Below are 21574 nucleotides of genomic sequence, written 5' to 3' on the forward strand. Positions count from 1 at the left end.
GTTCAGGATAACACAACTCTGTACACCGTAGAGAGAACGTGATGACAGACGCGGACCACACCGGCACGGGCGATCCACGGCGGACCATCGAACTGCTCTGGGGTGTGCGCGAGAAGCCCCGTCGCGGCCCCAAACCGAAGCTCACCGTCGAGGAGATCGTCACCGCTTCGATCGAGCTGGCCGACACCGAGGGCATCGCCGCGCTGTCGGTGCGCCGGGGCGCGGAGAAGCTCGGCGTCTCCCCCATGACGATCTACACCTACATCCCCGGCCGCGCCGAACTCCTCGACCTGATGATCGACCGGGTCCACGGCGAACTGACCGATCCGCCCGAGAGCCACGACTGGCGGGTCGCGATGACGATCCTCGCCGAGGACGCGTGGGAGATGTACCACCGGCATCCGTGGATGCTCCAGCTCACCACCGGCCGTCTCCCCCTCGGCCCGCACACCTTCGCCAAACACGAACGCGAACTGAAGGCCGTCGACGCGATCGGCCTCACCGACCTGGAGATGGACGCCGTCGTGGCGATGGTCAACGGATTCGTCCAGGGCATCGCACGCGGTTCGGTGGAATCGGCGAGTCTCGTGCGGCGATCCGGGCTGACCGACCTGGAGTGGTGGACCGCCAGCGCGCCCGTGCTCGCGGAGATCCCCGAAGCCGATGCCGGGCTGTTCCCGCTCGCGGCGCGGATCGGGCAGGCGGCCGGGGAGACGCACGGTGCGGCGAGCGCGCCGCTGCACACCTTCCGCTTCGGGCTGGCGCGGATCCTGGACGGCGTCGAGCAACTGCTGAACGGCGGCTCCGGTACCTCGGGGGTCGAGCTGCCGTCGTGAGTGGTAATGACGGTTAGAACGATCATTACCACTCACGACTTGCCGCGTCGCCGTAGTGAGCGGTAGACCAGCCACAGCGCCAGCGCGACCGGGATCAGGATCGCCGTGAACAGGATTCCCCCGAACATCCCGTAGCCGTGCGGGTCGAAGGACAAACCGGTCGCGCTGAGCACCACACGGACGGCGAGCAGCACGATCACCGCGGCGACGCAGACGAACGCGCCGAGCACGACACGCCGTATCACCGTCCGCGAAGTGTTCTCCATATCCGTCACTCCGGGTCGGGAGTGCAAATGGTCAGGAACGACTTCCGGTTCTCCCGCTGGACACCCGACGCGTCGAGCCAGCCGCTCCGGCCGAACAGGTAGGTCCCGGCCGGATGCTGGGCCGACTCCCGCAGCACCTGGGCGACGTCGGCCTTGGCACCGTTCGCTTTCGGGCCGTCGACGGCGACGCTGACCGAGCCTGCCTTGGTCCAGTCGTAGGCCGCGGGCAGCGGTGTCCGTATCTGGAGCGGACTCTCGGTGTCCGGAAAGGACACCCCGAGCAGGTCCAGGCGCTCGACCCGCACCCCCGGCCGCGGCGCGGCCCACACCTGCTCGGTGCTCGCCTGCGTGCCGGAGTCGAACGTCAGCCGCAAGCCGGTGACGCCCTCGCACGGGGTGCCCGTCCACAGTTTCAGGACGCCGTCGTCGACGCGGAACCCGGCCTCCGGGGGCAACGACGGCGCGAACTGCGCCTTGGTGTCGCACGCCGCGGTCACCGCCACCACGAACAAGGCGGCGCAGGCGACGCGTGACGCCCTAGTGATATCCGCCATCGGTGAGTCCCGCGTCTTCCTCGGTTTCGTTGCCGCCGGTGATCTGCTCCCACGCGTAGGAGGCGAGGAAGCCGGCATAGCCTTCGCGCGCCCATTGCTGGGAGTGACGCTCCTCGTGATGCAGCAGCCGGTCCAGGTCCAGCGAACCCTGGGACGCGCCCTTGTCGTCCTCGTACCAGGCGTGACCCGACTTCGCGACCTCGCGAAGCTGCTGTGCCGGGTCCTTCGCGTCATCGATGTTCAGCATGAACGTGTCGCCCCAGGCGGTTCCGCCCTGCTGGCTGAACTGGTCCTGGATGAGATTCCCGCCGAGGCCCATCATCATGCCGTTCGGGGTGGTCACCAGCCGCCCGCCGTTGCCGTGCACGAAGCCCACGTCGTCGTCGTAGCTCCAGGAGTTCTCCCGCTGCCGCTCGGTGATCCGCCGCAGCTCCTCGGACCCGTACGGCGTCGGCGCGAAGTCGGTCTTCTCGCCTTCGGTCCCGTAGTCGGTGCCCGCGTTCATGATGTAGGTCATCCGCACCGCCTTGGCGGCGTCGTCCCCGCTGATGTCGGTGGGCATCAGGAAGTACGACTTGAAGGTCCCGTCGCCGTCCTCGTCCTCGCGGATCTCCTCCATGCCGTCGAGGACCTTGAAGTCCTCGGGCGTGATGTCGTGTTCGGAGGCGATCTTCTTGATGGTGTCGATCGATACGCCCCGGCGTACGGCGTTCTCGAGCCACTGCCGGTAGTGGCCGGACGCGGGTGGCCCGGTCAGCAGCCCCGCCTCGCGCAGGGACTGCTCCATCTCGATCACCTTGGCGTCGATCTCCCCGCTCTTCTTGGCTCCCGCGAGGGTGGTCGCTCCGTCATCGCTGACCTCGCCGTCCTGCGCGAGCCGCATCACGCGGGCGAGGGCGGCGTCGATGTTGGTCGCCGTGGTGAGGATCGCCTTGGTTTCCTGCTCCAGCTGCTTCCTGATGGTCTCGCGGTGCCGTCGGGACTCGGCGTACTCTTCGGCCTCGAACCGCGATTTCGGCGGTGGGTCGGCAGGTTTGTCGTCCACGAGCGCGCCGTCGGCGGCGATGCGGAACTGGTAGGTGTGGGCGAGGGAGTCGTTGTTGGCGACCCTGGTCTTCAGGGCGGCGACCTCGTCCGACGCGTTCTGCAGGGCGGTTTCGACGGCGGACAGTTCCGCGACCAGGACCTCGGCCTTGTTCCGCGTGTCGCCCAGCGAACCGCGTGCGCGCTCACCTGCCGGGCCGCGCCAATCGGGCAGTTTCCGGGCGTCGTCGAGTTCGTCCTGCAACCCGATGAGCTTGTCCCGCCGCCCGCCCAGGTTGGTGGCCGCCGTGTCGAGCGCCTCGGCGTCCCATTTGCGGACGTCGTCGTAGCCGATCGTCATCGCCCGAACGCCTCCTCCGCGGAGTTTTCGTTCTCGGCGTACGCGTTCGCGGCCTTCGTGATCGATTCGCTCCAGCCGTCGATCTCGCCGGCCCACCCCTTCGCGCGCTCGGTGAACGTCGACGCCAGCGTGGGCGCGCTCTTCGCCGCCTCGCCACCGGGCAATGCCGTCGCTATCGCGTCCAGGCCGGTGCCCGGTTCCACGGCCCTGGCCTGGTCCGCGGCGGATCCCGCCGCCTTGGCCGCGTTCCGCAGCTGACCGATCTGGACCTCGTACCCGCTCACAGCCGGTGGACTCTACTTGAGCTCGGGGGCCTCCACAGGCGATTTGGGCGATTCTTCGACTACCGGGGGACGGGCGAGTTCGGCCAACTGCCGGACCACGTCGTCGTACCGCGCCTGATCCGCGGCGGCACGGGCCTGTGCGCGCTCCAGTTCTTCGGCCAGCGCCGTCGTCCGGGCTTCGGCGAGGCTCCTGGCCGTGTGCTCCTGAGCGAGTTCGGCTCGGACCCGGTCCAGATCTCCACGCAGAGCTGTCGATTCCGCCCGCGCGGCGGCACAGTCCTTTTCGGACACCGTCGCCCTGGCCTTCGCTTCGTCGAGCCGGTCCAGCAGTGCTTCGAGCTCCGCGACGGCCCGGGCCAGCGCCGTGTCGCGCTCGCCGAGCTCCGCCGTCAGCCGGGTCTTTTCCTCACGGACGGCCGCGAAGTCCTCGCGCAGCGTCCGGAGGTCGGAGACCAGCGTGTCGCGGGCGCGTTCGGCCGCCACGGTCGCGGCCTCCGCGGCGCCCCGGGCCCGTTCGTGCGCGGCGACTTCGGCCCACGAACGCTGGCGAGTCTCCTCCGCGTCCTTCAAGGCCTGCTCGGCGGTGCGTTCCGCTTTGGCCTTGGCCATCTTGTCGTCGCGGGACGCGGCCAGCGCGGTCGCGCGGGCGGTGTCGGCCTTGGCCGCGGCCTGCTGCGCGTCTTCGGCCTCGCGCCGGGCCGCGGCCGCGTCGGTTTCGGCTTCGGTGACCCGCCCCAGCGCCGCCTCGGCGGCGTTGTCGAACCGCGAGCGCATGGCGTCCAGCAGTTCCACCAGCGACGCCGCGGCCGGGGTGAACTCGTCGGCGATCCGGCGGACCTCCAGCAGCGGGTCGGCCACGCTCGCCACGGCGGCCGCCCGCCGGGCGCGCGACGCGGCGTCGGCGTGGGTCTTGCCGCAGTAGGCCGAAGGCCTGCCGCCCTTGCGTTTCCCGTCGGCGTCCACCGCGGGCGGGGGCAAGGGATTCTCGCAGCCTTCCAGCGCGCACAGCCGGACCTCGTCGGCGTCCGTATCGATCACCGCAGCAGGGTAGCGCTGCCCGCCCGCGCGAAAAGCGAGGCAACGCCGGGAGGACCACCGATAGGGTCGATCGCGTGCGTGTCCTGTTCACCTTCGCCGGCGGCAACGGTCACTTCCGGCCGCTGCTCCCCCTCGCCCGCGCGCTCACCGACGCGGGCCACACGATCGCGTTCACCGGCGAGCCGTTCATGGTCCCGGTCGTCGAAGCGACGGGATTCGCCGCGTTCCCGTCGGGGCCCAACCTCGGCAGTGACGGTCGCCGTCGCCCGTTGCTTCCCGTCGACAGGGACCGGGAGGACGCCGATCTCCGCGACGGGTTCGTCCGTCGCACCGCGCCCCTGCGCGCGAAGGACGTCTTGGCGCTCTGCGAAGACTGGGCACCGGATCTGCTCGTCTGCGACGAAGCCGATCACGGCGCGATGATCGCGGCCGAACGGCTCGGTCTCCCTCACGCGACCGTCCTGGTCATGGCAGCGGGTGTCCTCATCCGTCCCGGTCTGGTCGACGACGCGCTCAACGAGGTCCGTGCCGCCCATGGGCTTCCCCCGCAGCGGGATCTCGAAATGGCCTACCGCCATCTCGTGCTCTCACCGTTCCCCGCGGGCTTCCGCGATCCACGGTTCCCGCTGCCGCCGACCACGCAGCCGTTCCACGATCCCGTTCCCGGTCGTGGGCCGGTGCCGGACTGGTACGTCGAGGGCCGCGAGACGGTCTACTTCACCCTAGGCACGATCTTCAACACCGAATCCGGCGACCTGTTCGCCCGGGCGCTGGCCGGCCTGCGGGAGGTCGACGCGACCTGTGTGGTGACCGTCGGGAACCTCATCGACCCCGCCGAGTTCGGCCCGCAACCGGAGCACATCCACCTCACGAGATATCTGCCGCAGGACGACGTCCTCCCGTACTGCGACGCGGCCCTCACCCACGGCGGTTCGGGCAGCCTGCTGGGCGCGATCGCCCACGGGCTGCCGATGGTGCTGCTCCCGATGGGCGCCGACCAGCCCCACAACGGCGACCGGGTCACCGAACTCGGGCTCGGCACCGTCCTCGACGTCCTCGAAGCCACGGCGGAAGACATCCGCGACGCCGTGACCACGGTGCTGAGGGAACCGTCCTACCGGGAGGCGGCCGGGCGGTTGCGTGACGAGGTCACGGCGTACCCGCCGCCGGAGAAGGTCGTCCCGCTCCTGGAAGGTCTGCTGCGGTGACCACCGAACTCGACGCCGCGATCACCCGGGCGTTCCGCGAGGAGTCCGGACAGGTGATCGCCACCCTGATCCGGATCACCGGCGACTGGGACCTGGCCGAGGAATGCGTCCAGGAGGCGTTCGCGCTCGCGCTGCGGACCTGGCCCCGCGACGGTGTCCCGGCGAAACCCGGCGCCTGGCTGACCACGGCGGCACGCAACCGGGCCACCGACCGGATCCGGCGGGAGACCGTCGGTGCGGCGAAACTGCGGGAAGCCGCCGCGCTGGACGTCCACACCGAGCCGGAACAGGACGAGAGCGGCGTTCACGACGACAGACTCCGGCTGATCTTCACCTGCTGCCACCCCGCGCTGCCGCTGGAAGGCCAGGTCGCGCTCGCGTTGCGGACCTTGGCCGGGCTCACCACCGCCGAGATCGCCCGCGCCTTCCTCGTCTCCGAGGCCACGATGTCGCAGCGTCTGGTCCGGGTGAAACGGAAGATCCGCACCGCGGGCATCCCGTACCGGGTGCCGCCGGCCGATCTGCTGCCCGAACGCACGGCCGCGGTACTGGGGATGCTGTACCTGCTGTTCAACGAGGGCTACTCGGCCAGCGCCGGCACCGATCTGCTCCGGCCCGACCTGTCCGCGGAAGCCATCCGGCTCACCCGGATCCTCGCGGACCTGATGCCAGGCGAACCCGAGGTTCTCGGGCTGCTGGCCTTGGTGCTCCTGCACGACGCCCGGCGTGCCACGCGGGTCGACGGTGACGGCACCCTCGTCTCACTCGAAGACCAGGACCGCGGCCGCTGGAACACCGCCGAGATCACCGAAGGCACCGAGTTGCTGGAGTCCGCGCTCCGCCGCGGCGTCCCCGGGCAGTACCAGATCCAGGCCGCCATCGCCGCCTGCCACGCGACGGCGGCGCACGCGTCCGAGACCGATTGGGCGCAGATCGCCGCCCTCTACGGGGAGCTACTGCGTTTCGTGCCCTCGCCGGTCGTCGAGCTGAACCGCGCGGTCGCCGTCGCCATGGCCGAAGGTCCCGAAGCCGGGCTCGTGCTGGTCGACCAGCTCGCCGGCAGTCTTCCGGGCTACCACCTGCTTCCCGCGACCCGCGCGGACCTGCTGCGGCGCCTCGGCCGCCTCGATGAGGCCGCCGGCGCCTATCGCGAGGCGCTCACGCTCGCCGGTACGGACGCCGAGCGCACCTACCTGTCGGGAAAACTCGCCGAAATCTCCTGACATCGGGTGTCTGTCCCCGGCGACGCCGTTCGTCGGTGGGTGACAAGTCCCGACAGAGGAAGGGGTCCTCCGATGGCCGTTCTCGACGTTCCCGGTGCCCGGCTGCACCACACCGTCACCGGCAGTGGTCCGGTGCTCCTGTGCATCCCCGGTGGTGCGGCGGATTCCGGCATGTTCGCGCCGATCGCGGGCCTGCTCGCGGAGCACTACGCCGTGATCACCTACGACCCGCGCGGGATCTCCCGCAGCACCCTCGACGATCCCGATGAGGAACAGCGGATCGAGGTCCACACCGACGACGCGCTCCGGCTGCTCGACAGCGTGAGTCCCGAACCCGCGGTGATCTTCGCGTCCAGCGGCGGTTGCATGCAGGCCTTCGAGCTCGTCGCCCGCCATCCCGGTCGGGTGCGGACGCTCGTGGCACACGAACCGCCGCTGACGAGCCTGCTGGACGAGCAGCCCGACGTCGATCCCGACGAGCTGCTGCACATCCACCGCGAGCACGGCATCGAGGCGGCGATGGCGAAGTTCATGGCCGACGCCGGCTTCGAGGCCGGCGAGGGAGACCTGCCACCGGAGATGCGGAAGAACATGGAGTTCTTCGTCGTCCACCTGATGACGATGATCGGGAACTACACCCCGGACTACCCGGCCCTGAAGGCGTCGGCGACCCGGATCGTCATCGGTGTCGGCAAGGAGTCGGCCGGGCAGCCCGCACATGAGGCCGCCGTGCTCGCGGCCGGCCGTCTCGGGCTGGCTCCGACCTATTTCCCTGGCGACCATGGTGGTTTCGCCTCCGAAGCCGCCTCCTTCGCTCCGCTGCTCCGGGAGGTGCTCGACGCCTGACCCGGTCAGGCGCGGACGTGCACGATCAGCCCGCCCACGAGAGCGCCGAAGCCGCCGATCGCGGCCAAGGTCCGGACCAGGTTCCACCGTTCCCAGACACCCTCGAACTTCGCCCGCAGCGCCTCGAAGTCGGTTTTGTCGCCGTCGAAACCGGCTTCGAGCGCGTTGTTCAACGGCACGTTGATCGCCATCGTCACGATCAGCATCACCAGCAGCAGGACGAACCCCGCGATGAGCCACGGCAGCGCGGACCGCAGTTCCGACCGGAAGTGCAACGCCGCGGCCGCCGCGGCGAGCAACGGCGCGCCGCCGAAGCTGAGCCCGAACCAGCCGTTGAGGATGGCGATGTTGATCTCCCGCATCCCGGTCACATAGGTCCGGGCGTCGGCCCGGCCCAGCCCCGGCATGACCGAACACGTGTAGGCGTAGAACAAGCCCGCGATCAACCCCGCCGTGATGACGGCCGCGATCAGGACGATCTCGCTCAGCGTCGCCATTCCTGTCGCCTCCCTTCCGATTCCCGCTCGTTTCACTGATTCCAGACCCCGGTGGCCGCGGCTTTCGCGGCATACAGGGAGAAGTCCCTCGCGGGCCTGCCCAGCACCTTCTCCACGTCACCGGTGAGGGATTCGTTCCGGCCGTCGAGGACCCGGGTGAACAGGTCGGTCAGGCCCTCGATCTCTTCCTCCGGCACACCCTGTTCGGCCGCTCCCGCGGCGAACTCCGCCGGGGAAACCGGAACGTACTGGATCTCCCGTCCCGAAGCCTTGCCGATTTCCGCCGCCGCGTCCGCGAAACCCAGCAATCGGGGCCCGGTCAGCTCGTACACCTCGCCGTCGTGCCCGTCGGTGGTCAGCGCGGTCACCACGACGTCGACGATGTCCTCGACGTCGATGAACGGCTCGGTGACCTGCCCGGCGGGCAGCACGATCTCCCCGGCGAGCACCGGCTCCAGCAAGAAGTGCTCGCTGAAGTTCTGCGCGAACCAGCTGGCCCGCACGACCGTCCACTCGGCACCGGAGTCCCGCACCCCCTGTTCGCTGACCACGGCCTCCTCCTCGCCGCGGCCGGACAGCAGGACCAGCCGCCGTACGCCGTGCTCGACGGCCAGCTTCGAGAAGTCGCGGATCGCTTCGGCGGCACCGGGGAAGGCGAGGTCGGGGTAGTAGGTCACGTAAGCCGCGCTGACTCCGGTCACCGCCGCCGGCCAGGTCGACCGGTCGTTCCAGTCGAACCCGGGACGTGACGCCTTGCGGACCTCGACGCCCCGCTCGGTGAGGCGCTTCGCCACCCGGCTCCCCGTCTTGCCGGTAGCGCCGAGGACCAGGACCGTCTCGTTGTTCTTCGTCTCTGTCATGCCCCTAGTCAAGCGCCTCCCAATGAGACGGAACATAGTTCAAAGGCTCTATTCCATGTTTCATCGTCTACACTCGGAGCATGGATCCCCTCGCCGGTCTGCTCGACGGACCTCGCGCCCGTGGCGCGTTCCTGCTGAAGTCGGTCATGACCCCGCCGTGGTCGCTGCGGATCGAGGACGAGGCCCCGCTGACGGTGATGGCGCAGGTTCGCGGGGAATCCTGGGTCGTGCCCGATCGCGGGGACGCGGTCCGCCTCGGCACCGGCGACATCGCCATCGCGCGCGGTCCGGACCCGTATCTCGTCGCGGACGATCCGGCCACACCTCCCCAGGCGATGATCCTGCCAGGACAGGAGTGCCTGACCCCGGACGGGCAGCACCTCACCGAGCTGTCCGATCTCGGCGTCCGCACCTGGGGCAGCGATCCGGACGGCCCCGTCGTGCTGCTCACCGGCACCTACCCCTTGGAAGGCGAGATCAGCAAACGGCTCCTCAACGCGCTGCCGTCGCTGCTGGTCGTACGGGACGAGGAGTGGGACAACCCGCTCGTGCCGCTGCTCGCCGGCGAGATCGTCAAGGACACGCCCGGTCAGGAAGCTGTCCTGGACCGGGTGCTCGACCTGCTCCTGGTCGCCGCGCTGCGGACCTGGTTCGACCGGCCCGGCGCCGAAGCGCCCGCCTGGTACCGCGCGCATAGCGACCCGGTCGTCGGACGGGCGCTGAAACTGTTGCAGCACAAGCCTTCCGAACCGTGGACCGTGGCGAGCCTCGCGGCCGACACCGGAGTTTCCCGCGCCGCGTTCGCCCGCAGGTTCACCGCCGCGGTGGGCGAACCGCCGATGGCCTACCTCGCGAGCTGGCGGATCGCGCTCGCCGCGGATCTCCTGCGTCAGCATCCCGACGTCACGATCGGCGCGGTCGCCCGCCAGGTCGGCTACGGCAGCTCGTTCGCGCTCAGCACCGCGTTCAAACGTGAGCACGGCGTCAGCCCGCAGGGTTACCGCGCCGGCGTCGCGTAACGCTCGACCAGCTCCGCGCCGATCCGCGCGAGTTCCGCCTGGACCGACGGCGGCCCCAGCACTTCGATCATCGAGCCCCAGCCCGCGAGTTGCTGGGCGATCATCCATGCCACCGGCGCGGACACCGTCACCCGGACGCGGCCGTCATCGAGCGTCTCCTCCACAGTGGACTGCCGTCCGAAGTGGTCCTGGAGGATCGGCAGGTGCCGCTCGGCGATGAGCACGGTCGCGTCCAGCCCCGAACGACGTTCCTCGACCCGGTCCACCACCTGCTCCCACGCCGTCGACAGCTCGAAGTCGTCCGGGCGGCCGGCGGGCACGTCGCTGACCTCGGCGTCGGACATGCGGTCGACCCGGAAGGTGCGCTGGCCCTTCTCGGTGCCCGCGACGAGGTACCAGATGTCGTCCTTGTCCACGAGTCCCCAGGGATCCACGACCCGCTCGACCGGTTCCGCGCCCTTTTTCGCGTAGCCGAAGCGGACCTTACGGCGCCGGACGATCCCGGACTGCAGCACGTCGAGCAGTTCGGGCCGTTCCTTCTCGCGCTCGCCCCATCGCGACGGGTCGATGACGACCGCGTCCGCGGCGGCCTGCGCGTCGGCGCGGAAGGTGTCGGGCAGGGCCCGGACCAGCTTCCGCAGCGCGGATTTGACCTCGGGCGAGATCGACGCGGCCGGTCCCGCGAGCAGGAACAGCGCCTGAGCCTCCGGCGCCGACAGTCCACTGAGGTCGGTCCGCGCCCCGCCGACCAGCGACCATCCACCGCCACGGCCGGGCTGGGGGTACACCGGTACACCCGCGGCGGACAACGCCTCCAGGTCACGCCTGGCGGTGGCGACGGAGATCTCGAGTTCCTCGGCCAGTTCGGCAGCCGTGACGCGGCCACGAGCCTGCATCAGCAGGAGGGTGGCCACCAGGCGATCGGCACGCATGCGCCCAGTCTCGCAGGCAAACCGCTCACCCGGTGAACACTTTGCGGCGCGGACTTGACCTTCACATCGATGTCAGGCCCTACGGTCACCGCACCCATCCGGAAGGAGAAAGCCCATGGCAGGCGCAGTGATCATCGGTGCGGGACCGGGTATCGGCCGCTCGGTCGCGCTCCGGTTCGCGCGGGAAGGACTGCCGATCACGGTGCTGGCCCGCGGCGCGGCGACTCTGGAGCCGCTGGCCGCCGAGCTCGGGACCGCGCTGGCCCTCACCGCCGACGTCACCGACGCGGAGTCCCTCAAATCCGCCCTCGACACCGCCGCGCGCGAGCACGGCGAACCCGACGTCGTGGTCTACAACGCGGCGATCATCCAGGCCGACACCCCCGGAGAGCTTTCCGTCGAACGGCATCTCGCGGCGTGGTCGGTCAACGTCGTCGGAGCGATCACCACCGCGGCCCATGTCGCGCCGGGGATGGCCGAACGCGGTTCGGGCACCATCGTCGTGACCGGCGGGATGCCCGAAGCCGTGCCCGCGTACACGAGCCTCTCGCTCGGGAAGGCGGGTGTGCGGGCGCTGGTGTCCCTGCTGGACACGCAATTCGGTCCTTCGGGAGTGCACGTCGCCACGGTGACCGTCGCCGGCCCCGTCGCGAAAGGGACCGCGTTCGACCCCGACGACATCGCCGAGCACTACTGGCGGTTGCACACCCAGCCACGGGACGCCTGGCAGCAGGAGATCGTCCACAAAGGATAGACCGGCTACCAGTGCGCCGGGTGGGCGAGCGATGCCGGCAGCTTCGTCGTCGCGTCGCCCTTCGCCGCGTCCAGCTGGGACTGGATGAGGAAGAGCGCGTCGCGGAGATCCGCGCCGCGGACGTCGGCGTCACGCAGGTCCGCGCCGGTGACGTCGGCCTGCCGGAGATCGGCTGCCCGCAGGTCCGCCCCGATCAGTAAGGCACCGCGCAGCAGCGCGCCGCGCAGGTTCGCGCCCTTCAGCTTCGCGCCGATGAGGTCCGCGCCGCGCCGGTCCTTCTTCTTGCCCGGCACGGCGGCGCGAGCGAGTTCGCTGGCGCGCACCAGCAGCCCGTTCACCGCGGCCCGATGCGTGGGGACGTCCAGCTTCCTCAGCACGCCGGGTGTGTCCAGCGTCATCCGCTCGGTCCGGTCGATCATCTCGGCAAGGTCGTCACGGATCGGCGCGGACGTCGGCAGCGAGGCCGCCTCGGTGAGGTAGCAAAGAAGTTCCTGCAGATCCCGCATGACCGGGAAGACCGCGAACATCGACTTCGCCGCCTTCGGCGCCTTCCGCCAGTCCTCGCCGTCGAAGGTGACCTGAGAGACCTTCTGGCCCGCGCCGAAGCAGTCGTAGACCGTGCAGCCGGTGAAGCCCGTCTTGCGGAGCTTGTCGTGGATGCCGCACCGGGAATCCTCGCGCAGGTTCGGGCACGCCTGACCGGCCGGTTTGGTGATCGCGAAATCGGCCGACGCCGCGAAGGCCGGGACGACACAGCACAGGCCGAAGCAGTTCTCGCAGTCGGCTCGCAGGCTGGAAAGGGCTGGCACGGCGGTTCGGACTCCAGATGTTCGTCAAGGTGTTCCGGCTACAGGGTACGGAGAGCACTTTCCGTGCAGGGCACCCGCCGCCAATGGCCGCCAGACGAAGGTCGGGTGCTGCCCCGTTCAGTCGATATCGGACATCTCGGCCGCTCAATAGCCTCGGTCTTCGTGGGATCCGGCAGGTGCCGTCCCATGCGGTCGCGCCGGACCGCCTATCCGCCGCTGTGGTCCTGACCGGCCGGTCCCCTGCGAACGACAGGACGAACACATGCGAGAGACGAGACAAGCGCGTTGGCTGTCGCGTGCCGGAATGATGAGCGCGGTCGCGGTGGCGATCAGCGTGACCGCCGCTCCCGCCCAAGCCGCCGAAGGACGGATCCTCGCCGCCGGATCAGCCGAAGCGATCCCGAACAGCTACATCGTCACGCTGAAGGACACCGGCGTGGTGAACGCGCTGGCGAACCGCTTCGGCGCGAAGGTGGAGCAGGTCTACAGCAGCACGCTCAAGGGCTTCTCCGCGACACTGTCGGAGCGGCAGGCCAAACGACTCGCCGCCGACCCGACGGTGGCGTCCGTCGAACAGAACCAGGTGGTCCACGCGGACGCGACCCAGACCAACCCGCCGTCCTGGGGCCTCGACCGCGTCGACCAGCGCAATCTGCCGCTCGACAAGAAGTACAGCTACACCAGCACCGGCGCGGGCGTGAACGTCTACGTCATCGACACCGGCGTGCGGATCAGCCACCAGACCTTCGGCGGCCGCGCCCGCAACGGCTACGACTTCGTCGACAACGACGCCGTCGCCCAGGACGGCAACGGCCACGGCACCCACGTCGCCGGCACCATCGCCGGGTCGCAGTACGGCATCGCCAAGCGCGCCACCGTCTACGGCGTCCGCGTGCTCAACAACTCCGGCAGCGGCACCACCGCCGGGGTCATCGCGGGTATCGACTGGGTCACCAGGAACCACGTCAAACCGGCCGCGGCCAACATGAGCCTCGGCGGCGGCGCCTCCAGCACACTCGACGACGCCGTCCGCCGGTCGATCGCCGCGGGCGTCACCTACGGCGTGGCCGCCGGGAATTCCAACTCGAACGCCTCGGGCTTCTCCCCCGCCCGCGTGACCCAGGCGATCACCGTCGGCTCGTCCACCGAGACCGACGCGCGCTCCAGCTTCTCCAACTACGGCAGCGTCGTGGACATCTTCGCACCGGGCACGAACATCACCTCGGCGTGGAACACCAACGACACCGCGACGAGGACCATCAGCGGCACCTCGATGGCGACCCCGCACGTGGTCGGCGTCGCGGCCCGGTACCTGCAGAACAACAAGAGCGCCACGCCCGCGCAGGTGGCCACCGCGCTGATCAACGCGGCGACCCCCGGCAAGGTGACCAACCCGGGCTCCGGTTCCCCGAACCGGCTCCTGTACTGGTCGCCGACCGCCTGATCACCTCGTGACCTGACCGCCTGAAGTACGTGAAGGCCTCCTTCCCTACCCTCAAGGTAGTGAAGGAGGCCTTCACGGACTCGCAGCCAGCGCACGAACACCCGCAGGGTGTTGCGCTACAGCACTTTCCGGATGCTCGGCACCACGGCGGCGAGCCCGGCCGCGTTCGGGTGCAGCGGGGCGAAGCTGTTGTTCACCACCGACGGGATGAGTCCCTCGATCCACTTGACGCCGATCGGCTGGCAGGCGTCGTGCCCGATGCTCGGCGTGCGGATGTCGACGTACTTCGCGCCGTGCGCGGCGGACTGCTCGGCCATCCGCGCGTTGAGCCGGTCGATATTGGCCTGGATGTAGTCGGCGTCCTGCGGCAGGACCGGGACGAGCGGCCAGCACCCACCCGGCTTGATCCCGGTCGGGTAGCCCACCATGACGATCTCCGCGCGCGGCGCGCGCTGGCGGATCTGCTCGATGACCGTGCCATAGGTCGCGGCGAAGGCGTCGATCTTGGTGGCGTACTTGTCCACGCCGCCGGCGGTGTTGGCCGCCTTGCACGAGGCGCCCACCGGCAGCAGGTTCACGCACGACGTCGCGAGCCCGACCAGACCCACGTCGTTACCGCCGATCCCGACGGTCACCAGCGTCGTGTCGGCCGAGAGCGCGTCGTACTGAGGCGGGTTGGTGCCGGAGATGATGCCCTTCTGCGGGTTGCCGAAATGGGTCGTGGTGGCCGCGCCGCAGGTGACGTCGCGCAGTTCGTCGACGTCGAGCTGCTTCGCCAGCAGTCCGGCGTAGTTGATCGCCGATCGGGCGCAGGTGAGCAGGTCGGACTGCGGCAGCACCACCGAACCCGCCGAGAACGAGTCGCCCATCGCGACGTACACCTGCCGTTCCGCCGTGGCGAGGGCCGGTGTCCCGATTCCGGCGAGGGTCAGTGCGGTGCCCGCCACCGCGGCGATCCGGGCGAGTCTTCCCCAGCGTGTCACTGCCGCCTCCTGCATGCGTCGTCGAATGCCGCGATCAGCGTCCGCCGAGCCGGCGAGAACCACTAGAACGGAGGCGCGCGTTCTTGATCGGGGTTTTGTAGGTTCCCTCTATGACGAAGGCGTCGGCACAGCCCTGGCGCAGGCTGGACGCTTCGGTACTGACACGGCTGGAGCCGGACACCGCCGCGATCGCGTCCGCCGCGATGGACCAGGTCCGTGCCGGGCTGCGCACCCCGCTGGACGACCGGACGGCGGCGAACCTCCAGGTCACCCTCGACGTCGCCTTGCACACCTTCTTCAGCGAGATCGGGCATCCCGACATCACCACCGACCGGGAGGTCTACCGGGCGCAGGGCCGGGCACAGCACACCGCGGGCCGCAGCCTCGAGGAGATGCTCGGCTTCTACCAATCCGCGGCGCTGGGTGTCTGGCGGCAGCTCACTTCGGCGGCGCCGGCGGTGGACCTGCCGACCCAGGCGATCGTCGAACTCGGTGAAGCGCTGTTCGCGTTCATCGCGGAACTCTCGGCGGCGGCCGCCGACGGATACGCCGAAGCCCGGTCGCAGGCGGCACGAGCCGGACAGGCACGGCGCGACCGTCTCCTCGGCCTCCTGCTCGCCGAACCGCCCGCCACCCGCGAGCAACTCGACGACGCCGCGAACCAAGCCGCGTGGGTGCTGCCTGGCCGGCTCGGCGTCGCCGTCACCAGCGCCGATATGGCACCGCGGCTGCTGGACCGGATGCCGGGCCGGGTGCTGATCGGCCGCCACCACGAGCTGACCGCGGTCGTCATGCCCGCCGACCGGCTCGAGTGGTACCTCGGCCGCTTACGGGACCTGCTCGGCGACGACCAGGCCGGGGTCGGCCCGGTCGTGCCGCTCCGCTCGGCCGCGCTCAGTGCCCGCCGGGCGAGCGCGTTGTGGCGGCTGACCCGCACCGGCGCGCTCGGGGACAGTCCGCTGGTCCATACGGTCGACCATCGCATCGATCTGCTGCTGACCGCCGACCCCGAACTCGCCGCCGAGTTCGCGAAGGACGTCCTCGCGCCGTTGGCCGGTCTGCCCGAACCGGCGAGGCAACGGCTCACCACGACTCTCGCGGCATGGCTCGCGCGACCGGATCAGCCGCAGGCGATCGGCGTCGAGCTGCACGTCCACGTTCAGACCGTCCGGTACCGGATCCGGCAGTTGCGGACGCTTTTCGGCGGCACGATCGACGACCCGGCCGGGCGATTCGCGCTGGCGATCGCGCTGAGAATCGATCCGCTGGTATCGAGGGAACCTACAAAACGCTCAGAACGGGGCGTCCATCCGCTGCGTCCCGACGACGGACAGCAGGCGTAAGGCGTTCTCCGACGGCGTTCCGGGGTCGGCGGTGTAGATCACGACCTGCTGGTCACGGTCGGAGATGTCGAGGACATCGCAGTTCACGCTGACCGGGCCGACCACCGGATGCCGGAAGGTCTTGCACAGGGTGGGCGCGCCGCACACGTCGTGCGCGGCCCACAGCCGGGCGAATTCCTCGCTGCCGTCGAGGAGTTCCCGGATCAGGCCGGCGACCTCGGGGTCGTCGGGATAACGGCCCGCGGTGGCCCGGAGATTGCGGACGGCGCTCGCGGAGAACTCGTCCACATCGGACACCCCGTACAGCCGGCGCCCATCGGGCCGCGGCCCGAGGAAGGCGCGGCGGACGAGGTTGCGGTCGCGCGGCGGCAGCGCGGAGAAGTCCTCCATCAACGCGGCGGCGAGGTCGTTCCAGGCGAGCACGTCGTAGGTCGCGGACAGCACGATCGCCGCCGCCTGCGGAAGACGGTGCAACAGCGCGAGAATGCTCGGCCGGACCTCTCTGGACGGGCCGGGTGGTGGTCCCGGCGGCGCGCCGGCGAGATGGTGCAGGTGATCGCGTTCCACATCGGACAACCGAAGGGCCCTGGTCAGCCCGGCGAGCACCTCGCGAGAGGGCCGCGGGCCACGGGCCTGCTCCAGCCGGGTGTAGTACTCGGTCGAGATGAACGCCAGCTGCGCCACTTCCTCGCGCCGCAGCCCTGGCGTACGGCGGCGGTGCCCGGCAGGGAGGCCGACGTCGGCGGGGGTGATCCGCTCGCGCCTGGTGCGCAGGAAGTCCGCGAGTTGTCCTCTGTCCACCACTCCAGTGTGGACGATGGCGGTCCGCCAGCCAGGTACCGCCGGTGCCTGGATACGCGCCGACGGCGGAGGAACTCTCGGTGCCATGACCACTACAACGACTGTTCCGGGCCTGCTCGACGGCAAGGTCGCCTTCGTCACCGGCGCCGGCCGCGGTATCGGCGCCGCCGCCGCGCGGCTGTTCGCCAGGGAAGGCGCCCGTGTCGTACTCGCCGCCCGCACCGAGTCCCAGCTGAAGGCCGTGGCCGAGGAGATCCGCGCGGACGGCGGCGTCGCGGACCACGTGGTGTGCGACCTCGGCGACGCGTCGAGCGTCCGCGCGGCCGTGGGCCGTGCCGTTGACCTGCACGGCAGGCTCGACGTCGCGTTCAACAACGGCGCGACGAACGTGCCGCCCGGCCCGATGGATCAGGTGACCGAGGCCGATTTCGACCATATCTACGCGGTGAACCTCAAGGGCCCGTGGCTGGCGATGGTCGCCGAGATCGAGGCGATCCGGGCCACCGCGAAGACCGGGGCCATCGTCAACAACACCAGTGTCGGCAGCCTGATGGCCAACCCGGAACTCCCCGCGTACGGGGCGATGAAACGGGGCGTCAACAGCCTCACCGCCTCGGCGGCCACCACTTACGGCCCGGAAGGGATCCGCGTCAACGCCGTCGCCCCCGGCACGACGTTGACCGAAATGTTCAACGAGTGGGTCGAGAGCTCCCCGGACATCCTCGATCAGCTCAACGCGCGTACGCCCTTGGGCCGGGTGGCCGAACCCCAGGAAATCGCGCAAGCCGCCGCGTGGCTGCTGAGTGACCGCGCCTCCTACGTGACCGGCACGGTCCTGCGGGTGGACGGCGGCATGCTGGCCTGACCCGGGCGGGGTGGGTGATGCGCGGGAACCGCTGTCCGCCGGTCGGCGTCTGAACGCGCACGACCCACCCTGACCAGGGGTTGCCCGAGGAGAAGCCGATGCCGTTCCTGGATCCCGAACCGCTCCACGCCAAGCTCACCTCGGGGGACGCGGCGGGTATCGCCGAGGTCGGAGCCACCATCGCCGACACCAAGGCGTCGTTGCAGACCGTCGCGGACGGCATCTCCGACGGCGCCCTGCGGGCGGCACGGTCCTGGCGTGGCACGGCGGCAGCCGAGTTCGTCGGCAAGGCGAAAGCGTCCTCGCGGGCGGTCGCCGAGGTGTACGGCGAACTCCAGACCGCGGAGGCTGCCGTCAAGGGCGCCGCGAAGGCGTACTCCGCGCTGCGGACGTCGGCCGACGCCGCCATCGGGCCGTGGCGGAAGCTCGGCCTGGGTGACCTCCTCGAAGCGCCGGAAATCGCGATGAAGACCATCCGGGCGCTGACCGTGGCCCAGCAGACCTACGAGAGCAGGCTCACCGCGCTCGCGGCCACGGCCGACGGCGGCGGGGAGGGCTGGGACAGCGAGGGCAACGCCGACATCAGCCGCGTCGACCCAGGCGAACCGTGGACCTCCCAGGGCTTGGCCTACGACGGCGAGAATCTCCTCGTGGGCTCGTACCACGACGGCGATGGGGACGGCTCCGGTGACAGCCCGATCGGCCCCGGGCTGACCCCGAGCAGGCTGACCTACGTCGACTACGAGACCGGCGTGGAGACGGGGAACGTCTACCTCAACGGCAACGGCGACGTCGGCGCACCTACCCATACCGGTGGCGTCGCGACGGACGGCGAGCACGTCTGGGTGTCGTCCAACGGATACGTGTATGTCTACGACAAGGCCGCGCTCGACGCCGCGCAGGACGGCGGCCAACCGGTCGACGCCGTCGACGTGGTCCCGACGCCCGCCCACAGCTACGTCACCTACGCCCAAGGCAAGCTCTTCGTGGGCGACTACGGGAACAACCGGCTCTACGAAATTCCCGTCGGCCCGGACGGCTCGCCCCAGCCGGACAAGGCCGGAGAGCCGATCGATACACCGAACAACGTCCAGGGAGTCGTGGTACGCGACGACGAGTTCATCTTCTCCTCGTCCGATGGGCACAGCGGCAAGTTCTACCGGCAGGACCGGACGCCGGAGTGGTACGACTTCAACGATCGTGAGGAGATCGAGCTGAAGGGCGGCGAGCCGGGCAACGAAGACGGCTACGACTCGCACGGTGTCGAGGAAGCCGTCGAGATCGACGGCGAGATCGTGCTGGCGCACGAATCCGGTGCCTACGGCTACCAGAAGAACCCGGGTTCGAAATGGGACGAGCCCGAGCTGACCAGGATCTCCTTGGAGGAGCTGGGACTCGACCCGGACGGTGCGCTCTCCCCCGGCGACGCCGGATACGAAACCGATCCCGATTCGCTGGTCGGCGCCGCGGGTGTGCTGGACGGGGCGACGTCGACGTTGAGCGCCGCGGCCGGGGCGATGTCGCGGCTGCAACTGGTGGCGCGTCTGCTCGGCGAGGTTCCGGCCGCCGCCACCTTCAGCGACAGGCTGACCAAGCACGTCAATGCCGCCGGGGATCGGCTCACGGCGGGCGTGGACACGGTGGGTGGCATCGCCGACAGCCTGGTCACGGGCGCGGACACCTACCGCCGCGTCGAGGACGGGATCCGCGAGGACTTGGACAAGCTCGGCAACCTCCTCCCCTAGCCCGGCCTCTCAGCTCGGATCCCTGCGCATGCACCACGTGCGGGGACCGTTGCCGGGTAGCCGGACCTCGGCTGTGACCTCGAAGCCGAGGCGCTGGTAGAACCGCAGGTTCGCCTCGCCGCACGTATCCAGGAACGCCGGATGACCAGCGCGCTCGGCCTCCTGGATACCGGGCATCAGCACCGCGCTGCCGAGGCCTTGTCCTTGGGCGTCGGGCGCGGTTCCCACGGTTTCCAGGAACCATCCAGGCTCCTTGGATCGGTGCGGGGCGATGGCCGCCTCCGCGGCCTCGGCCGCTGCCGCCCGGTCACCACTGAGTTCGCTGAGCATCGGCCCCAGTTCGGCGAACGCCGGCGAGCGGTCCTGGCCGGGAACGCTCCACACAGCGACGGCGCGGCCTCCGTCGGCGACCCAGACGCGGCCGTACACCATGCCGATCCGGGTCAGGCACAGCTCCTGAGCACGCCGGATCCGGTCCTCGTGTCCGTCCTCGGCGATCACGTGCCTGGTGAAGGGGTAGTCGGCGAAGGCGCGCGCGAGGGTGTCGACAGCGGTGGGGACGTCGGCGTCGGTGATGGGGCGTACGGAAGCGGCGTTGTGGAGCGGCGTGGTCACCGGGCGATCTTGACCACGAGGCCGCCCCCGTGGCAACGCATTTGACCGGCGCCACGCGGGGAACCCTGTCCGTTTTGGGTGTTTGCGCGATACGCGTATCTAGTAACGCGTCAGCCATGCGCGAAACCAGTCCGGGTCTGAGGCACCGTGATAATGCCCCTTATGACTGAGTGCCCCGGAAAGGAGCGCGAAATACGCAGTCCGGAGACCGCGGAAGGCTGGGGCGAAGACACCAGGCGGCCCGGATTAGGCGCTCAGCGGCGATCTGAGAGCGTTTTGCCTGGTCAGACCACTGGCAGAACGACGACCTTGCCCCGGATGCCACCCGCTTCACTTCTGCGGTGCAGGGAGGCGAGCGCGCTGAGCCGGTGCCGTTCGGCGATCTCGACGGTGATCGTGCCGCTGTCGACCAAGGCCACCAGTTCGGCGAGATGGGCGGAGTCGTTACGGGCGACGACACGCTCGGCGATCGGCGTCTCGAACTCGTTGGTGACCGAGACGATGCGGCCACCGGGCCGGACGAGCGCGGCCAACGCGGCGCTCCGCGGCTTGTCGAGACCGACGAGGTTCAGGACGACATCGACCTGATCGTCGAGCGCGTCCCCGAGCGACGTGGTGGCGTAGTCGACGATCTGATCCGCGCCGGACCGCAGGACCGCTTGCCTGCTGCGCGGACCGGCGGTGGCGACCACGTGTGCACCGGCGCGTTTCGCGAGTTGGACGACGAAGCCGCCGATGCCGCCGCCCGCGCCGTTGACCAGAAGCCGTTCACCCGGGATGAGGCGTGCGCGCTCGACCGCCTGCCACGCTGTCGACCCGGCGAGCGGCAGGGCGGCAGCGTCGGTGAGAGGGATGGCGGTGGGCGCGGTGACCAGCGCCGCGGCATCGGCGACGGCGAACTCCGCGGCCGCACCCTCGATCCAGCCGACGACCTGGTCGCCGACCGTGTGCGTGCGCACTCCAGCACCGAGTTCGACGATCGTGCCCGCGACATCCCAGCCCAGGGTGAGCGGCAGAGTCACGGGCACCAGGTCGCGGAGTGCGCCGGAGCGCAGGGCCACCTCGGTGGGATTGAAGGAGGTGGCGGCGACCTCGATCAGCACCTGACCCGACGCCGGGACGGGCCGTGCGATCTCCTCGATGCGGATGACGGTCGCGTCACCGTGCTGATGAATCCGTGCGGCTTTCATGTTCTCGACCGTAGGGACGCCAGGAGAGACGAACCATGTGCCAAACCCGCCTATTTCCTTCGCGATCGTCTCCGAACG

The 21574-nt window shown here is 69.9% G+C and carries 23 protein-coding genes; 10 read left to right on the top strand and 13 right to left on the bottom strand.

What is annotated here, in order from left to right; genetic code table 11:
- The first annotated feature begins 41 nt into the window (after positions 1-41).
- Positions 42-836, top strand: coding sequence for a TetR/AcrR family transcriptional regulator (locus ACZ3HL_RS24535; RefSeq protein ID WP_465419129.1), 795 nt, complete (start codon positions 42-44; stop codon positions 834-836).
- A 32-nt stretch (positions 837-868) separates the two neighbouring features.
- Here ACZ3HL_RS24535 and ACZ3HL_RS24540 read toward each other — a convergent pair whose 3' ends face one another.
- Genes ACZ3HL_RS24540 through ACZ3HL_RS24560 form a run of 5 tightly spaced genes read right to left on the bottom strand, consistent with a single transcriptional unit; the run spans position 869 to position 4362 of the window.
- Positions 869-1102 (bottom strand): hypothetical protein, encoded by a 234-nt coding sequence (locus ACZ3HL_RS24540; RefSeq protein ID WP_465533956.1) that lies wholly within the window; start codon positions 1100-1102, stop codon positions 869-871.
- A 5-nt stretch (positions 1103-1107) separates the two neighbouring features.
- Positions 1108-1656: a hypothetical protein gene (locus tag ACZ3HL_RS24545; RefSeq protein WP_465533958.1), complete on the bottom strand. Its 549-nt coding sequence runs from the start codon at positions 1654-1656 to the stop codon at positions 1108-1110.
- Entirely contained in the window at positions 1640-3040 is a 1401-nt protein-coding gene (locus tag ACZ3HL_RS24550) for a hypothetical protein (RefSeq protein ID WP_465533960.1), read from the bottom strand. The genes ACZ3HL_RS24545 and ACZ3HL_RS24550 overlap by 17 nt, the downstream gene beginning before the upstream one ends.
- Complete coding sequence (locus tag ACZ3HL_RS24555) at positions 3037-3324, bottom strand: hypothetical protein (RefSeq protein ID WP_465419138.1); 288 nt, start codon at positions 3322-3324, stop codon at positions 3037-3039. The genes ACZ3HL_RS24550 and ACZ3HL_RS24555 overlap by 4 nt, the downstream gene beginning before the upstream one ends.
- Positions 3325-3336: 12 nt before the next feature.
- Positions 3337-4362 (bottom strand): hypothetical protein, encoded by a 1026-nt coding sequence (locus ACZ3HL_RS24560; protein WP_465533962.1) that lies wholly within the window; start codon positions 4360-4362, stop codon positions 3337-3339.
- A 74-nt stretch (positions 4363-4436) separates the two neighbouring features.
- Here ACZ3HL_RS24560 and ACZ3HL_RS24565 point away from each other — a divergent pair, with 74 nt between their 5' ends.
- The 3 genes from ACZ3HL_RS24565 to ACZ3HL_RS24575 all read left to right on the top strand — a co-directional run bounded on the left by ACZ3HL_RS24565 (position 4437) and on the right by ACZ3HL_RS24575 (position 7639).
- Entirely contained in the window at positions 4437-5570 is a 1134-nt protein-coding gene (locus ACZ3HL_RS24565; protein WP_465533964.1) for a glycosyltransferase, read from the top strand.
- Complete coding sequence (locus tag ACZ3HL_RS24570) at positions 5567-6793, top strand: RNA polymerase sigma factor (RefSeq protein WP_465533966.1); 1227 nt, start codon at positions 5567-5569, stop codon at positions 6791-6793. Before ACZ3HL_RS24565 ends, ACZ3HL_RS24570 begins: the two co-directional genes overlap by 4 nt.
- A gap of 72 nt (positions 6794-6865) precedes the next feature.
- Positions 6866-7639: an alpha/beta fold hydrolase gene (locus ACZ3HL_RS24575; RefSeq protein ID WP_465533968.1), complete on the top strand. Its 774-nt coding sequence runs from the start codon at positions 6866-6868 to the stop codon at positions 7637-7639.
- 5 nt (positions 7640-7644) lie between these two features.
- Here ACZ3HL_RS24575 and ACZ3HL_RS24580 read toward each other — a convergent pair whose 3' ends face one another.
- The gene (locus ACZ3HL_RS24580; protein WP_465533970.1) at positions 7645-8136 is read right to left on the bottom strand and encodes an anthrone oxygenase family protein; all 492 of its coding nucleotides are present in this window, start codon (positions 8134-8136) and stop codon (positions 7645-7647) included.
- A 32-nt stretch (positions 8137-8168) separates the two neighbouring features.
- Positions 8169-8996 carry a Rossmann-fold NAD(P)-binding domain-containing protein gene (locus ACZ3HL_RS24585; RefSeq protein ID WP_465419151.1) on the bottom strand — a complete coding sequence of 276 codons (828 nt, stop codon included), beginning with the start codon at positions 8994-8996 and terminating at the stop codon, positions 8169-8171.
- An 80-nt stretch (positions 8997-9076) separates the two neighbouring features.
- Between ACZ3HL_RS24585 and ACZ3HL_RS24590 the strand changes: the two genes are divergently transcribed.
- On the top strand, positions 9077-10015 hold the full coding sequence (locus tag ACZ3HL_RS24590; protein WP_465419153.1) for an AraC family transcriptional regulator: 939 nt from the start codon (positions 9077-9079) through the stop codon (positions 10013-10015).
- Here ACZ3HL_RS24590 and ACZ3HL_RS24595 read toward each other — a convergent pair.
- Positions 9994-10947 carry a helix-turn-helix transcriptional regulator gene (locus ACZ3HL_RS24595; protein WP_465533972.1) on the bottom strand — a complete coding sequence of 318 codons (954 nt, stop codon included), beginning with the start codon at positions 10945-10947 and terminating at the stop codon, positions 9994-9996. The two genes, ACZ3HL_RS24590 and ACZ3HL_RS24595, sit on opposite strands and share 22 nt — an antisense overlap.
- A gap of 115 nt (positions 10948-11062) precedes the next feature.
- Here ACZ3HL_RS24595 and ACZ3HL_RS24600 point away from each other — a divergent pair, with 115 nt between their 5' ends.
- Entirely contained in the window at positions 11063-11701 is a 639-nt protein-coding gene (locus tag ACZ3HL_RS24600; RefSeq protein ID WP_465533974.1) for an SDR family NAD(P)-dependent oxidoreductase, read from the top strand.
- A 5-nt stretch (positions 11702-11706) separates the two neighbouring features.
- Here ACZ3HL_RS24600 and ACZ3HL_RS24605 read toward each other — a convergent pair whose 3' ends face one another.
- The gene (locus ACZ3HL_RS24605; RefSeq protein ID WP_465533976.1) at positions 11707-12510 is read right to left on the bottom strand and encodes a pentapeptide repeat-containing protein; all 804 of its coding nucleotides are present in this window, start codon (positions 12508-12510) and stop codon (positions 11707-11709) included.
- A gap of 262 nt (positions 12511-12772) precedes the next feature.
- On the opposite strand from ACZ3HL_RS24605, the gene ACZ3HL_RS24610 reads away from it, so the two are divergent.
- Complete coding sequence (locus ACZ3HL_RS24610; RefSeq protein WP_465533978.1) at positions 12773-13954, top strand: S8 family peptidase; 1182 nt, start codon at positions 12773-12775, stop codon at positions 13952-13954.
- 116 nt (positions 13955-14070) lie between these two features.
- Here ACZ3HL_RS24610 and ACZ3HL_RS24615 read toward each other — a convergent pair whose 3' ends face one another.
- The gene (locus tag ACZ3HL_RS24615; protein ID WP_465419516.1) at positions 14071-14901 is read right to left on the bottom strand and encodes an SGNH/GDSL hydrolase family protein; all 831 of its coding nucleotides are present in this window, start codon (positions 14899-14901) and stop codon (positions 14071-14073) included.
- A gap of 146 nt (positions 14902-15047) precedes the next feature.
- Between ACZ3HL_RS24615 and ACZ3HL_RS24620 the strand changes: the two genes are divergently transcribed.
- On the top strand, positions 15048-16280 hold the full coding sequence (locus ACZ3HL_RS24620) for a PucR-like N-terminal domain-containing protein (RefSeq protein ID WP_465533980.1): 1233 nt from the start codon (positions 15048-15050) through the stop codon (positions 16278-16280).
- Here the strand turns inward: ACZ3HL_RS24620 and ACZ3HL_RS24625 are convergent.
- Positions 16230-17081 carry a helix-turn-helix transcriptional regulator gene (locus ACZ3HL_RS24625; protein WP_465533982.1) on the bottom strand — a complete coding sequence of 284 codons (852 nt, stop codon included), beginning with the start codon at positions 17079-17081 and terminating at the stop codon, positions 16230-16232. The two genes, ACZ3HL_RS24620 and ACZ3HL_RS24625, sit on opposite strands and share 51 nt — an antisense overlap.
- A gap of 85 nt (positions 17082-17166) precedes the next feature.
- On the opposite strand from ACZ3HL_RS24625, the gene ACZ3HL_RS24630 reads away from it, so the two are divergent.
- Together ACZ3HL_RS24630 and ACZ3HL_RS24635 are read left to right on the top strand one after the other, a co-directional pair.
- Positions 17167-17946: an SDR family NAD(P)-dependent oxidoreductase gene (locus tag ACZ3HL_RS24630; protein WP_465533984.1), complete on the top strand. Its 780-nt coding sequence runs from the start codon at positions 17167-17169 to the stop codon at positions 17944-17946.
- Positions 17947-18044: 98 nt separating this feature from the next.
- Positions 18045-19691 carry a WXG100 family type VII secretion target gene (locus ACZ3HL_RS24635; protein ID WP_465533986.1) on the top strand — a complete coding sequence of 549 codons (1647 nt, stop codon included), beginning with the start codon at positions 18045-18047 and terminating at the stop codon, positions 19689-19691.
- Between the two features lie 9 nt (positions 19692-19700).
- Here ACZ3HL_RS24635 and ACZ3HL_RS24640 read toward each other — a convergent pair whose 3' ends face one another.
- Positions 19701-20306 (bottom strand): GNAT family N-acetyltransferase, encoded by a 606-nt coding sequence (locus ACZ3HL_RS24640; RefSeq protein WP_465533988.1) that lies wholly within the window; start codon positions 20304-20306, stop codon positions 19701-19703.
- Positions 20307-20590: 284 nt separating this feature from the next.
- Entirely contained in the window at positions 20591-21496 is a 906-nt protein-coding gene (locus ACZ3HL_RS24645) for an NADP-dependent oxidoreductase (RefSeq protein WP_465533990.1), read from the bottom strand.
- Positions 21497-21574 lie beyond the last annotated feature (78 nt).

The organism is Amycolatopsis sp. NPDC000009, assembly GCF_055563465.1.

Coding starts and splice junctions, on each gene's coding strand:
- ACZ3HL_RS24535 (WP_465419129.1), top strand. CDS start 42: ATGACAGACGCGGACCACACCGGCACGGGCGATCCACGGCGGACCATC.
- ACZ3HL_RS24540 (WP_465533956.1), bottom strand. CDS start 1,102: ATGGAGAACACTTCGCGGACGGTGATACGGCGTGTCGTGCTCGGCGCG.
- ACZ3HL_RS24545 (WP_465533958.1), bottom strand. CDS start 1,656: ATGGCGGATATCACTAGGGCGTCACGCGTCGCCTGCGCCGCCTTGTTC.
- ACZ3HL_RS24550 (WP_465533960.1), bottom strand. CDS start 3,040: ATGACGATCGGCTACGACGACGTCCGCAAATGGGACGCCGAGGCGCTC.
- ACZ3HL_RS24575 (WP_465533968.1), top strand. CDS start 6,866: ATGGCCGTTCTCGACGTTCCCGGTGCCCGGCTGCACCACACCGTCACC.
- ACZ3HL_RS24580 (WP_465533970.1), bottom strand. CDS start 8,136: ATGGCGACGCTGAGCGAGATCGTCCTGATCGCGGCCGTCATCACGGCG.
- ACZ3HL_RS24585 (WP_465419151.1), bottom strand. CDS start 8,996: ATGACAGAGACGAAGAACAACGAGACGGTCCTGGTCCTCGGCGCTACC.
- ACZ3HL_RS24590 (WP_465419153.1), top strand. CDS start 9,077: ATGGATCCCCTCGCCGGTCTGCTCGACGGACCTCGCGCCCGTGGCGCG.
- ACZ3HL_RS24595 (WP_465533972.1), bottom strand. CDS start 10,947: ATGCGTGCCGATCGCCTGGTGGCCACCCTCCTGCTGATGCAGGCTCGT.
- ACZ3HL_RS24600 (WP_465533974.1), top strand. CDS start 11,063: ATGGCAGGCGCAGTGATCATCGGTGCGGGACCGGGTATCGGCCGCTCG.
- ACZ3HL_RS24610 (WP_465533978.1), top strand. CDS start 12,773: ATGCGAGAGACGAGACAAGCGCGTTGGCTGTCGCGTGCCGGAATGATG.
- ACZ3HL_RS24620 (WP_465533980.1), top strand. CDS start 15,048: ATGACGAAGGCGTCGGCACAGCCCTGGCGCAGGCTGGACGCTTCGGTA.
- ACZ3HL_RS24630 (WP_465533984.1), top strand. CDS start 17,167: ATGACCACTACAACGACTGTTCCGGGCCTGCTCGACGGCAAGGTCGCC.
- ACZ3HL_RS24635 (WP_465533986.1), top strand. CDS start 18,045: ATGCCGTTCCTGGATCCCGAACCGCTCCACGCCAAGCTCACCTCGGGG.
- ACZ3HL_RS24645 (WP_465533990.1), bottom strand. CDS start 21,496: ATGAAAGCCGCACGGATTCATCAGCACGGTGACGCGACCGTCATCCGC.